This window comes from Curvibacter gracilis ATCC BAA-807 (genome assembly GCF_000518645.1).
GTDB lineage: Bacteria > Pseudomonadota > Gammaproteobacteria > Burkholderiales > Burkholderiaceae_C > Curvibacter > Curvibacter gracilis.
Window position 1 is genome coordinate 19,221 of the sequence record NZ_JADZ01000013.1, and the last position, 11,430, is coordinate 30,650.

Annotated in this window: 11 protein-coding genes; 8 read left to right on the forward strand and 3 right to left on the reverse strand. The window is 64.2% G+C overall.

Annotated elements, in window-relative coordinates; all coding sequences use genetic code 11:
- Window positions 1-74: 74 nt before the first annotated feature.
- On the reverse strand, window positions 75-3,101 hold the full coding sequence (locus L880_RS0111020) for an Rne/Rng family ribonuclease (RefSeq protein WP_027475723.1): 3,027 nt from the start codon (window positions 3,099-3,101) through the stop codon (window positions 75-77).
- Window positions 3,102-3,642: 541 nt separating this feature from the next.
- Between L880_RS0111020 and L880_RS0111025 the strand changes: the two genes are divergently transcribed.
- From L880_RS0111025 to L880_RS0111040, 4 genes are read left to right on the forward strand one after another with little or no spacing between them, the layout of a single operon-like run.
- Window positions 3,643-4,668: an RluA family pseudouridine synthase gene (locus tag L880_RS0111025; protein WP_027475724.1), complete on the forward strand. Its 1,026-nt coding sequence runs from the start codon at window positions 3,643-3,645 to the stop codon at window positions 4,666-4,668.
- On the forward strand, window positions 4,665-5,336 hold the full coding sequence (locus L880_RS0111030) for an HAD family hydrolase (RefSeq protein ID WP_027475725.1): 672 nt from the start codon (window positions 4,665-4,667) through the stop codon (window positions 5,334-5,336). Before L880_RS0111025 ends, L880_RS0111030 begins: the two co-directional genes overlap by 4 nt.
- A gap of 41 nt (window positions 5,337-5,377) precedes the next feature.
- Window positions 5,378-5,743, forward strand: coding sequence for a Rieske (2Fe-2S) protein (locus L880_RS0111035; RefSeq protein WP_027475726.1), 366 nt, complete (start codon window positions 5,378-5,380; stop codon window positions 5,741-5,743).
- Between the two features lies 1 nt (window position 5,744).
- Window positions 5,745-6,791: a S49 family peptidase gene (locus tag L880_RS0111040; protein ID WP_027475727.1), complete on the forward strand. Its 1,047-nt coding sequence runs from the start codon at window positions 5,745-5,747 to the stop codon at window positions 6,789-6,791.
- 36 nt (window positions 6,792-6,827) lie between these two features.
- Here the strand turns inward: L880_RS0111040 and L880_RS0111045 are convergent, their stop codons facing one another.
- Together L880_RS0111045 and L880_RS0111050 are read right to left on the reverse strand one after the other, a co-directional pair.
- Window positions 6,828-7,640 carry an SAM-dependent methyltransferase gene (locus tag L880_RS0111045; RefSeq protein WP_027475728.1) on the reverse strand — a complete coding sequence of 271 codons (813 nt, stop codon included), beginning with the start codon at window positions 7,638-7,640 and terminating at the stop codon, window positions 6,828-6,830.
- Complete coding sequence (locus L880_RS0111050) at window positions 7,637-8,251, reverse strand: Maf family protein (RefSeq protein ID WP_027475729.1); 615 nt, start codon at window positions 8,249-8,251, stop codon at window positions 7,637-7,639. The genes L880_RS0111045 and L880_RS0111050 overlap by 4 nt, the downstream gene beginning before the upstream one ends.
- Window positions 8,252-8,277: 26 nt before the next feature.
- Between L880_RS0111050 and L880_RS0111055 the strand changes: the two genes are divergently transcribed.
- From L880_RS0111055 to L880_RS0111070, 4 genes are all read left to right on the forward strand, one after another.
- On the forward strand, window positions 8,278-8,820 hold the full coding sequence (locus tag L880_RS0111055) for a YceD family protein (protein ID WP_027475730.1): 543 nt from the start codon (window positions 8,278-8,280) through the stop codon (window positions 8,818-8,820).
- Between the two features lie 187 nt (window positions 8,821-9,007).
- Window positions 9,008-9,190 (forward strand): 50S ribosomal protein L32, encoded by a 183-nt coding sequence (gene rpmF / locus L880_RS0111060; protein WP_019575026.1) that lies wholly within the window; start codon window positions 9,008-9,010, stop codon window positions 9,188-9,190.
- Window positions 9,191-9,297: 107 nt separating this feature from the next.
- Complete coding sequence (plsX, locus tag L880_RS0111065; RefSeq protein ID WP_027475731.1) at window positions 9,298-10,353, forward strand: phosphate acyltransferase PlsX; 1,056 nt, start codon at window positions 9,298-9,300, stop codon at window positions 10,351-10,353.
- Window positions 10,350-11,327, forward strand: a complete 978-nt coding sequence (locus L880_RS0111070) for a beta-ketoacyl-ACP synthase III (protein WP_027475732.1) — start codon at window positions 10,350-10,352, stop codon at window positions 11,325-11,327. Before plsX ends, L880_RS0111070 begins: the two co-directional genes overlap by 4 nt.
- Window positions 11,328-11,430 lie beyond the last annotated feature (103 nt).

Genomic DNA, 11,430 nt, shown 5'->3' on the forward strand with positions numbered 1-11,430 from the left:
TATGAAAAAAGCCCGGCACCCCCAAGAGGGGCCGGGCTGGATCAGGGCAGCGGCCGGTTCAGACCGGCCGGGGCTCAGGCCTGCTGTTCGAAGGGCAGCTTGAGCTCGCTCAGATCGCGGCGGGTTTCCACCAGGATCAGTGGGCCTTCGTCAAGCACCACCAGCGGGGGGCGTTCGCGGGGCACATGCACCGGCTTGGGCTCGGCAGCGATGGCGGCCTGCACGGCAGCCACCTTGTCGGCGTCCGAGTTGACCCATTCCAGGCCGGCGCTTTGCGCCAGTTCCTGCAGCGTGGGGATCGGCAGCTCAAAGGCTTGCACCTTGGGCAGGCCGGCTTCCACCGGAGCCGCGACAGGTGCCTGGGCGACCACCGGGGCAGCGATCTCGGCGACCACCTGGGCAGGCGCCTCGGCTTGGGCCGGTGCCGGTGCTGCGGCCTCGACCGGGGCCACCCAGGCTTCGGCTGGGGCGGCTGCGGGCTCGACCGGGGTCACGTTGCTGAAGTAGCTGGCGCGGGGCTCGAACTCAGCCTGTTCCTGGCCTTCACGGCCTTCCGGATTGGCCTGGCCGTCGCGTGGTGCGCGTTCGCCTTGGCGCTCACGGCGGTCACGGCCGTAACGGTCACGCGAACGGCGTTCACGGCGTTCCTCGCCGCCGCCTTCCACCGGGGTGGCGCGACCCTGGCCTTCGGCCTGGGCCTCAGCCGAGGCTTCGATCAGGTTGCTGCCTTCCGGAGCCTGGGGTGCATCGCCCTGGCCTTCGGTGCGTGGGGCACGGTCCTGGCGCGGGCCGCGTTCACGGCGCTCGCCACGTTCGCCACGTTCACGGCGCGGGCGTTCGGCGCGAGCCTCGGTGTTCACCGGGTTGCCCGCTTCATCCAGGGCCAGGTTGGCCACGGCTGCTTCGGGGGCCGCTTCGTTCAGGCCGTTGCTGCGCAGCTCGGCCGGGGCGCCGTTGGCACCCTGGTTCTCGGGGCGGCGCTCACGCGGGGCGCGGTCCGGGCGGCCTTCGCGGCGCGGGGCCTCGCCCTCGGGGCGCTCGCCACGCGGGGCGCGGGTTTCGCCGTCACGCGGGGCGCGCGGTTCACCGCGCTCACCGTTGCGGCCTTCGCCGCGCTCGCCACGTTCACCATTGCGACGCGGGCCGCGGCCTTCGCCACGTTCCGTGCGCTCGCCATTGCGGTTCTCGCGGCCTTCGCCCCGTTCGCCACGCTCACCACGGCGGCCACCACGGCCTTCGCCGTTGCGCGACTCGCCGCGTTCGCCGTTGCGGCCTTCACGCTTTTCGTCCTTCTTGGCCTCGGTGGCCACAGGCGCCGGAGCGGGTGCCACCACGGGCTTCACGCCGAACAAGCCCTTGAGCCAGCCGAAGAAGCCGGTGTCTGCGGGCACTGCCGGGGCGGGCGCGGCAGCCGGTGCGGCTGGAGCGGCCTTGTCGGCCGGGCGGCCACGGGCGGCCGAGGGCGCGCCTTCGGGCTTGGGCAGGGCCTGGGGCGCCGGGGCGTCGGGCAGCACGCCCTTGATCACCGGGGTCTGCTTGTTGGTGGGCTCTTGCGAACGGCGGGTGACGGTGGTCGGGTCCTCGATCACTTCGGCCATCTTGTAGCTGGCTTCCATGTGGTCCAGGCGCGGGTCGTCGTGCTTGAGGCGTTCGAGCTTGTAGTGCGGGGTTTCCAGGGCCTTGTTGGGCACCAGCATCACGCTCAGGCGCTGCTTGACCTCGATCTTGGCGATCTCGGTGCGCTTTTCGTTGAGCAGGAACGAGGCCACCTCGACCGGCACTTGCACGTGCACGGCGGCGGTGTTGTCCTTCATGGACTCTTCCTGGATGATGCGCAAGATCTGCAGCGCCGAGCTTTCGGTGTCGCGGATGTGGCCCGAGCCACCGCAGCGCGGGCAGGGGATGGATGAGCCTTCCGACAGCGCCGGCTTGAGGCGTTGGCGGCTCATTTCCATCAGGCCGAACTTGCTGATGGTGCCGAACTGCACGCGGGCGCGGTCCTGGCGCAGCGCGTCGCGCAGGCGGTTTTCCACTTCGCGGCGGTTCTTCGACTCTTCCATGTCGATGAAGTCGATCACGATCAGTCCCCCCAGATCGCGCAGACGCATCTGGCGCGCCACTTCGTCAGCGGCTTCCAGGTTGGTGCGGGTGGCGGTTTCCTCGATGTCGCCGCCCTTGATGGCGCGCGCCGAGTTGACGTCCACCGACACCAGGGCTTCGGTGTGGTCGATCACGATGGCGCCGCCCGAGGGCAGGGTCACGGTGCGGGCGTAGGCCGATTCGATCTGGTGTTCGATCTGGAAGCGGCTGAACAGCGGGGCATCGTCGCGGTAGCGCTTCACGCGGGCGGCATGCTCGGGCATGACGTGCGCCATGAACTGGTGCGCCTGCTCGTAGATGTCGTCGGTGTCGATCAGGATGTCGCCGATGTCGTGGTTGAAGTAGTCACGGATGGCGCGGATCACCAGGCTCGATTCCTGGTAGATCAGGTAGGCGCCCTTGCCGCCCTTGGCCGCGCCGTCGATGGCGGTCCAGAGCTTGAGCAGGTAGTTCAGGTCCCACTGCAGTTCAGGGGCGCTGCGGCCGATGCCGGCCGTGCGGGCGATGATGGACATGCCGTTGGGGTATTCCAACTGGTCCATGGCTTCTTTGAGCTCGGCCCGGTCTTCGCCTTCGATGCGGCGCGAGACACCGCCACCGCGGGGGTTGTTGGGCATCAGCACCACGTAGCGGCCGGCCAGGCTCACGAAGGTGGTCAGGGCCGCGCCCTTGTTGCCGCGTTCTTCCTTTTCGACCTGGACCAGCAGTTCCTGGCCTTCACGGATCACGTCGTTGATGCGCGCCTGGCTGGGCGACACGCCCGGGGCAAAGTACTGGCGCGAAATTTCCTTGAAGGGCAGAAAGCCGTGGCGGTCTTCGCCGTAGTCGACAAAACAGGCTTCGAGGCTGGGCTCGAAGCGGGTGACGACGGCCTTGTAGATGTTGCCCTTGCGCTGTTCGCGCCCTTCGATTTCGATTTCGTAGTCGAGCAGTTTCTGCCCGTCCACGATGGCCAAACGGCGTTCTTCCGCCTGGGTGGCGTTAATCAGCATCCGCTTCATGATGCGTGTCCTTCCTGGACCCTGTAGGTCCATGCAATCGTCAAATCTTCAACAGGCCCGAAATGAGCCAACGATGCCGGAACAGACGCTTTGAAACGAAGGGAATTGCCGTGGGTGCACAGACGCCTGAGCTGGTGGCTCAGGTATCGGGCGGGGGCGCGTGGATGGGGGCGAGTGAGTGTAGGGGCTGTGTGGCCGCAAAGGGTGCGGCGTCAGGTGACCGGTAGGCGGGCACCATGGGCGATTGCATGCCATTTGACGGTGGCATGAGCCACCGCAAGCAGGTCTGAATCAGCGCCATCAGCACAGGTTGTCTCGCTTTGATCCGCCCGAGACCCCGGCAATTTCAGCGGGCTCTCAGGCATGGGTATTCCGTATCGGTGTTTCAAAGTGCCGGCCCATCTGGCTTTGGGACACTGTCATCACGAACTCTGGTGCGTGATCTACAGCTCACAAGTCAGTCGGCATCGACCTTGCCAGCGCCGCGGAAGTGGGACTGGACTAAACTCCAGACGAATCAACCAGTTACAGCAAAGCGCTAGTGAAACACATTATAGAGGGCAAAGTCGGCCCTCAAATCAAGCCCGCCGCAGCTGCGGCCAGCCTCTTGCTGGTGGACGAAGAATCCGCCGGCCAGCGCCTCGACAACTTCCTGATCCGGCACCTCAAAGGGGTGCCGAAAACGCATGTCTACCGCATCATCCGCAGCGGTGAAGTGCGCATCAACAAGGGGCGGGTGGCCGCCGATACCCGGGTTCAGACCGGGGATTCGGTGCGCGTGCCGCCCGTCCGTCTATCTGAGCGCGCCGCCGAGAAGGCCGACGCCCCGGCGCCGGCGCGCGAGTTCCCGGTTCTTTTCGAGGACGATCATCTGCTGGCCATTGCCAAGCCCGCCGGTGTGGCGGTGCACGGCGGCAGCGGCGTGAGCTTTGGCGTGATCGAGCAATTGCGCCAGGCGCGACCGCAGGCGCGCTTTCTGGAGCTGGTGCACCGGCTGGACCGGGAGACCTCGGGCATCCTGCTGTTGGCCAAGAAGCGCTCGGCGCTGACGCACCTGCAAGACCAGTTCCGCGACCGCGAGACTGGCAAGACCTACCTGGCCCTGGCCATCGGGGCCTGGCCGGTCAACAAGAAGGTGATCGACTCGGCCCTGCACAAGTACCTGCTTCCGGATGGTGAGCGGCGTGTGAAGGTGGTCGACAAGGACCACCCGGATGCCATGCGTGCGGTCACCCTGGTGCGCGTGCGTTCGGGCTTGCCCGCGGTTCAGTTGGCGGGCTTGCCGGCGTTCTCGCTGCTGGAGGTGACCATCAAGACTGGCCGCACGCACCAGATCCGGGTGCACCTGGCCAGCAGCGGGCATGCGATTGCGGGCGACGACAAATATGGTGATTTCGAATTGAACAAGCGCCTGGTCAGGCACGGCCTCAAGCGCATGTTCCTGCATGCCTGGCGGTTACAGTTCAAGCACCCCGCCAGCGGCGAGGCGATCCAGTTGGAATTGCCCCTGCCGCCCGAGTTGCAATCCTTCATCGACGCCAATCCCAACGCCGACACCAGCCCATGACCGCCTCCAGCCGCCCCCGCCAGTTCGACCTGATCGCCTTCGATTGGGACGGCACCCTGTTTGATTCCACTCAGATCATCGTGCGCTGCATCCAGGCGGCGGTGGTGGATGTCGGCGGGGCGCGCCCGAGCGATGAGGCGGCTTCTTATGTGATCGGCATGGCCTTGATGCAGGCCCTGGCCCATGCGGCACCGGATGTGCCGCCTGAGAAGTACCCTGAATTGGGTAATCGTTACCGCTTTCACTATCTGAAACATCAGGACGACATCGCCCTGTTTGACGGCGTGCTGCCTCTGTTGGCCTCCTTGCGTGAGCGTCAGCACATCATCACGGTGGCCACGGGCAAGAGCCGGCGGGGATTGAACGAAGCTTTGCATTCGGTGGCTTTGCGCGGGGTGTTTGACGGCTCGCGCACCGCCGATGAGACGGCGGGCAAGCCCGACCCTCGCATGCTGCACGAGCTGATGGCCGAGTTTGATGTGGCGCCTGAGCGCACTTTGATGATTGGCGATACCACCCATGACCTGCAGATGGCGATGAACGCCGGCTGCGCCAGTGTGGGGGTGAGTTATGGTGCCCATGAGCCGGATGCATTCGACGCCTTGCGACCGCGCCATGTGGCGCATTCGGTGGCTGATCTGCACCAGTGGCTGCTCAACAACGCTTGAACTGAAGGCCGCGCCGGGGCTCGCGCGGCCGGGGAGGGGTGATGGAAGCGATGATTCCGTTGTGTAACAGCAACGATCTGGTCGACAGTGGGGACGGAGTGCCCTTCGATGTGGTCTATGCCGGGCAGACCTGCCGTGCCTTTGCCATACGCTATGAGGGTCGTGCCCACGCTTACCTGAACCGCTGCACCCACGTGGCCATGGAGATGGACTACCAGCCCAATCGTTTCTTCGATGATTCGGGGCGGTGGTTGCTCTGTGCCACCCATGGTGCGGTCTATGCGCCCGACACCGGTCAGTGCCGAGGTGGCCCCTGCCGAAGTGGCTTGATCCGCATCGAGCTCTCGGAAATGGATGGCGTGGTGCACTGGCATACTGCCTACAACCTGCACCCTGTTGAATTCTGAGATGACGGATCCCCGCACGCCCGAACCCACCGATGAGCCCGTGTCGACGCCGGCTCCCGAGCCTGTTGCGCCGACGGTGTCCGCTGCGGCGCCTTCTTCTACCGCATCCGCTTCGCCCCTCCCCTCCGGCTGGGAGCGTGAAACGCTTGAAAAGCTGGCCTTCGCCTCGCTGCGCGAGCAGCAGGCGGCGCGGCGTTGGCGCAATGTGATCCGCCTGGCTTGGTTGGTGCTGCTGTCGGTCAGTGCCTGGATGCTTTTCAGCCGTGCAGCCCCTGTCACTGATAAAAGCACACCTCACACGGCCGTGGTCGAAATCAAGGGCGAGATTGCGGCTGGAGCGGACGCCAGTGCCGAGTTTGTGGTGGCGGCCATGCGCAGCGCCTTCGAGGACGACGGCGCTCAGGCGGTGGTGTTGTTGATCAACTCGCCAGGCGGCAGCCCGGTTCAGGCCGGCATCATCAACGACGAGATCCGCCGCCTGAAGGCCAAGCATTCCAAGCCGGTGTATGTGGTGGTGGAAGAGTCGTGTGCCTCGGCGGCCTATTACATCGCGGCAGCAGCCGATCAGATCTTTGTCGACAAGGCCAGCATCGTGGGCAGCATTGGTGTTCTCATGGATGGGTTCGGCTTCACGGGCCTGATGGACAAGCTGGGCGTGGAGCGGCGCCTCATGACGGCCGGCGAAAACAAGGGCTTTCTGGACCCGTTCAGCCCGCAGACCGAGCGTCAGCGTGTGTTTGCCCAGGCCATGCTGGATCAGATCCACCAGCAGTTCATCAAGGCGGTGAAGGATGGGCGCGGCAAGCGTCTCAAGGAAACGCCTGAAATGTTCAGCGGTCTGTTCTGGACCGGTGAGCAGGCGGTTGAGATGGGTCTGGCCGATCAACTCGGCAACCTGGATTACGTGGCTCGCGAAGTGGTCAAGGCCGAAGACCTGGTGGATTACACCCGCCGCGACAACGTGGCGGAGCGCCTGGCCAAACGCTTCGGTGCGGCCTTTGGCGAGGGGGCCGTGCGTGCCCTGCGCTCCGTGCCTGCCTTGCGCTGAGCGCGCAGGCAGGATGGCCTCTGGGGAGGCTGGGCCTCAGCGCCCGATGCCGAAGACTGCCGGCAGGTCGTTGGGCGGGAAGTCTTTCGCTTTGCCGGCTGCCTTGGGGTCTAGATGGGCTTGTTGGCGCCAATCTTTCACCAGTTTGCTGCGGTTCTGCCCTTGCTCCAGCGTCAGGCCGTAGCTGATGGCCAGGCGGGTGTTGGGCTGCAGGCTTTGCAGCAGGCCCTGCCACAGGGCTTGATTGCGGTAGGGTGTTTCAATGAACAGCTGGGTCTGGCCTGTCTTGAGGGCCAGGGACTCGAGCTCGCGCAGGCGTTGGCTGCGTTCGCCATTGTCCTGAGGCAGGTAGCCCACAAACGCAAAGTTCTGTCCATTCAGGCCGCTGGCGGCCAGGGTCAGCAGCAGCGAAACCGGTCCGGTCAGGGCCACCACTTCAATGCCAAGGTCGTGGGCGGCGCGCACCACCGAGGAGCCGGGGTCGGCCACGGCGGGCATGCCGGCCTCGCTGATCAAGCCCATGTCATGGCCGGCCAGGGCGGGCGCCAGCAGGGGCCGTGCGTCAAATTGACCGGCTTGGTGGTCGCCTTTCTTGTGCACGGCGCGTGGCAGCTCTTGCAGCGCCTGCTCCTGTATCGGCGCCACCAGGGGGTGGTGCTCGCCAATGCGCTTGAGGTAGGCGCGTGTGCTCTTGGCGTTCTCGCACACCCAATGGCGCAAGCCGGCGGCCGTGATCAGGGTTTTGCTCGGGATCACGTCGGTCACCGGCGCTTGCTGGTTGCAGCCGAAGTCCAGGGGGGCAGGGACCAGGAACAGGCGGCCCAGGGGGGGTGAATTTGCCTTGCTCATGCCAGCACCTCGATGCCGGCGGCCTGGATCAGGCGACAGGTGCGGATCAGCGGCAGGCCGATCAGGGCGGTGGGGTCGTCGTTTTCGATCGAAGACAGCAGGGCGATGCCCAGTCCTTCGCTTTTGGCGCTGCCGGCGCAATCGTAGGGTTTTTCGCGCTGCAGGTAGGTCTCGATCTCGGCGTCGCTGAGTTCGCGAAATTGAACCCGCACGGCGGCCAGATCGCTTTGGGCAAACCCGGTGGCCTGGCAGACCACGGCCACCGCGGTCTGGAAGACGACGGTCTGGCCACGCATGCGACGCAACTGGGCCACGGCGCGCTCGTGGTTGCCGGGCTTGCCCAGGGGGTCGCCGTGCAGGTCGGCCACCTGGTCAGAGCCAATGACGACCGCCGAGGGGAATTGCCGGGCCACGGCATGGGCCTTGGCCAGGGCCAGGCGTTTGGCCAGTTCCGCCGGAGCTTCGCCGGTCAGCGGGGTTTCATCCACATCGGGAGAAGCCACTTCAAAGGGCAGGCCGAGGCGGTTCAGCAATTCCTTGCGGTAGCGGGAGGTGGAGCCCAGCACCAGGGTGCGCGATGGGCTGGGGTGGTTGGGGGCGCTTGGGGTCATGCCGGGGATTCTCTTACACTGCGCGCATGAAGAAAGAGTATTTCGTGGAGCGCCTCGACCTGAAAGCCTTGGCGCAGGCTGGTGACACCCTGTCGGGGCAGGCGCCCTTGCTGAGCTTTACCCGCTTGGCAGAAGAGGCTGTACCGACTGGCATCGATGAGCATGAGGTGCGCTGGTCGGCGCAAGGTGAGTCGCGGCCCGTGACGGGTGGCTCGGATCAGGTGTGGCTGCACCTGGAGGCGGAGGCCAGCCTGGTGCAGGTCTGCCAGCGCTGCCTTGGGCCGGTGGAGGTGCTGCTGGCGAGCCAGCGTTCCTTCCGCTTCGTGCGTGATGAGGCGACGGCGGAAGCCGAGGATGATGAATCCGAAGAAGATGTGTTGGTGATCAGTCGCGAGTTCAACCTGCACGAATTGATCGAAGATGAGCTGCTGATGGAGTTGCCCGTGGTGCCTCGCCATGAGGTTTGTCCCGAGGCGGTGCCCATGGCGGTTGAGGATGAGGAATTCAAGGCTGCCGAGGCTGCAAGGCCCAATCCTTTTGCGGCTTTGGCCAAGCTTAAGAAAGAGTGATTAGGCCTGGCTTTTGAGATGAGCTATAATCAAAGGCTTCGCGCGAATTCCTCGGCGTCTTTTTGATCTGGTTGCCGCGCTGATTGAGTTGATTTCTCACTGATTTCGCACAGAACTTGCCTGTGCTGGCGTGATTTTCTCGCTGGCCCCAGGCTCATGTAACAACCCTTTAGTCCAGGAGCCTGACATGGCCGTCCAGCAAAACAAAAAGTCCCCTTCCAAGCGCGGTATGCACCGCTCGCACAATGCCCTGAACGTGCCGGGTATCGCTGTGGAACCCACCACTGGTGAAATCCACCTGCGTCACCACATCAGCCCCAACGGTTTCTACCGTGGCCGTCAGGTTCTGAAGAACAAGTCCGAAGCCTGATCTGCTTCCGGAGCCATCGAAGCCCGATGCTACATTCCAAGTAGCGCGGGCTTTTCTTTTGTTGGCTATCCATTTCGAAACCGCTTGGGCGGTTGATTGAGCTCTGAATGATCACACTGGCTGTTGACTGCATGGGGGGCGACCATGGTCCCCGCGTCACGCTGGCAGCATGCCGGCATTTTCTTGAGCAGCATGCGGATGCGCGGCTTTTGCTGGTTGGCAAGCCTGAGGCCCTGACGGGGCTGGTGCATGAGCGCGCCGAGGTGTTGGCCGCCTCTGAAGTCGTCAGCATGGACGACACCGTGGAGGTGGCTCTGCGCAAGAAGAAGGATTCTTCGATGCGTGTGGCCATCCAGCAGGTCAAGGATGGTCGTGCGGATGTGGCGGTGTCTGCGGGTAACACGGGCGCCTTGATGGCCATTGCCCGCTACCTGCTCAAAACCCTGGATGGCATTGATCGGCCGGCGATTGCGGCCTTGATGCCCAACATCAAAGGCCAGGCGACCACGGTGCTGGATCTGGGTGCCAATGTGGATTGCACCGCCGAGCACCTGCTGCAGTTTGCCGTGATGGGCTCGGCCCTGGTTTCCGTGCTGAAGGATGAGGCCCACCCCTCTGTGGGCTTGCTCAACATTGGTGAAGAGGTCATCAAGGGCAATGACACGATCAAAAAAGCCGGTGAATTGTTGCGATCTGCCTCGGGTTCGGGGGATCTGAACTTTTTTGGCAACGTTGAGGGCAATGACATCTTCAAGGGCACGACTGAGATCGTGGTCTGTGATGGCTTTGTCGGCAACGTGGCGCTGAAGGCCACTGAAGGCTTGGCCTTCATGATTGTTGGTTTTTTGCGTGAAGAGTTTTCTCGCAGTATTTTTCGGAAAATTGCTGCCATCTGTGCCTATCCCGTTCTTTCTTCGTTGAAAAAGCGCATGGATTACCGTCGCTACAACGGTGCGGCCCTTTTGGGTTTGCGTGGCCTGGTGTTCAAGAGCCATGGCTCGGCCGATGAGTTCGCTTTCGAGCAGGCCTTGAACCGGGCGTATGATGCGGCCCGAAACAACCTGCTTGACCGCGTGAAGGTCCGGATTGCTCGCGCTGCGCCCTTGTTGGCGGTGGTGCCGGGTGATGTCGGGGCCGGCGCGGCGGGCTCCTCCGCACAATGAGACGTTATTCGCGCATAGCCGGTACCGGCAGTTATCTCCCCCCCCGCAGGCTGACGAATGCAGACTTGGCGGCCGAATTGGCTACCAAGGGTGTCGAAACTTCAGACGAGTGGATCGTTGAGCGCACCGGTATTCGAGCCCGACACTTTGCTGCGCCCGATGTGGGCAGCAGCGATCTCGCACTGAAGGCCAGTCAGCGAGCGCTGGAGGCGGCGGGCCTTGAGGCTTCGCAGATCGATCTGATCATCGTGGCCACGTCGACGCCTGACATGGTGTTCCCCTCCACGGCGTGCATTCTTCAACACAAGCTTGGCAACGCCGGTGCGGCAGCCTTTGATGTGCAGGCTGTTTGCAGTGGGTTTGTCTATGCCCTGACCGTGGCGGATGCCATGATCCAGTCGGGCGCTGCGCAGCGTGCGTTGGTGGTGGGCGCTGAGGTGTTCTCGCGACTGCTCGATTTCACGGACCGCACGACCTGTGTGTTGTTCGGCGACGGCGCCGGTGCTGTGGTGCTGGAGGCCTCGGATGAGCCGGGCATCCTGGCCTCGGATCTGCACGCTGATGGCAAGCATGTTGGCATTCTGTGCGTGCCGGGGCATGTCTCTGGTGGGCAGGTTTTGGGCGACCCTCTGCTCAAGATGGACGGTCAGGCGGTCTTCAAACTGGCTGTGGGGGTGTTGGAGGACGCGGCGCGTGCCACCCTGGCCAAAGCAGGCAAGACCGATGCTGATATCGACTGGTTGATTCCACACCAGGCCAACATCCGCATCATGCAAAGCACGGCGCGCAAGCTGAAACTTCCCCTCGACAAGGTGGTGGTGACGGTGGATCAGCATGGCAACACGTCGGCGGCTTCCATTCCTCTGGCGCTGGACTCGGCGGTGCGTGCCGGTCAGGTCAAGCGAGGCCAGCACCTGATGTTGGAAGGTGTCGGTGGTGGGTTTACCTGGGGCGCAGTCTTCCTGCGCTACTGATCGGCATTGTTGGTGGGCATCTGTGGGGCTGGCTTGTGGGCTGGCCTGCATGGATCGGTCCCTGTCTGGGTGTCGCCGCCCCCGTGCTCTGTCGCAGTCGGGT

What these genes read in the sequence shown, in the direction of transcription:
- L880_RS0111030 (WP_027475725.1), top strand. Translation starts at nt 4,665, where the DNA reads ATGACCGCCTCCAGCCGCCCCCGCCAGTTCGACCTGATCGCCTTCGAT.
- rpmF (WP_019575026.1), top strand. Translation starts at nt 9,008, where the DNA reads ATGGCCGTCCAGCAAAACAAAAAGTCCCCTTCCAAGCGCGGTATGCAC.
- plsX (WP_027475731.1), top strand. Translation starts at nt 9,298, where the DNA reads ATGATCACACTGGCTGTTGACTGCATGGGGGGCGACCATGGTCCCCGC.
- L880_RS0111055 (WP_027475730.1), top strand. Translation starts at nt 8,278, where the DNA reads ATGAAGAAAGAGTATTTCGTGGAGCGCCTCGACCTGAAAGCCTTGGCG.
- L880_RS0111070 (WP_027475732.1), top strand. Translation starts at nt 10,350, where the DNA reads ATGAGACGTTATTCGCGCATAGCCGGTACCGGCAGTTATCTCCCCCCC.
- L880_RS0111020 (WP_027475723.1), bottom strand. Translation starts at nt 3,101, where the DNA reads ATGAAGCGGATGCTGATTAACGCCACCCAGGCGGAAGAACGCCGTTTG.
- L880_RS0111040 (WP_027475727.1), top strand. Translation starts at nt 5,745, where the DNA reads ATGACGGATCCCCGCACGCCCGAACCCACCGATGAGCCCGTGTCGACG.
- L880_RS0111050 (WP_027475729.1), bottom strand. Translation starts at nt 8,251, where the DNA reads ATGACCCCAAGCGCCCCCAACCACCCCAGCCCATCGCGCACCCTGGTG.
- L880_RS0111045 (WP_027475728.1), bottom strand. Translation starts at nt 7,640, where the DNA reads ATGAGCAAGGCAAATTCACCCCCCCTGGGCCGCCTGTTCCTGGTCCCT.
- L880_RS0111035 (WP_027475726.1), top strand. Translation starts at nt 5,378, where the DNA reads ATGGAAGCGATGATTCCGTTGTGTAACAGCAACGATCTGGTCGACAGT.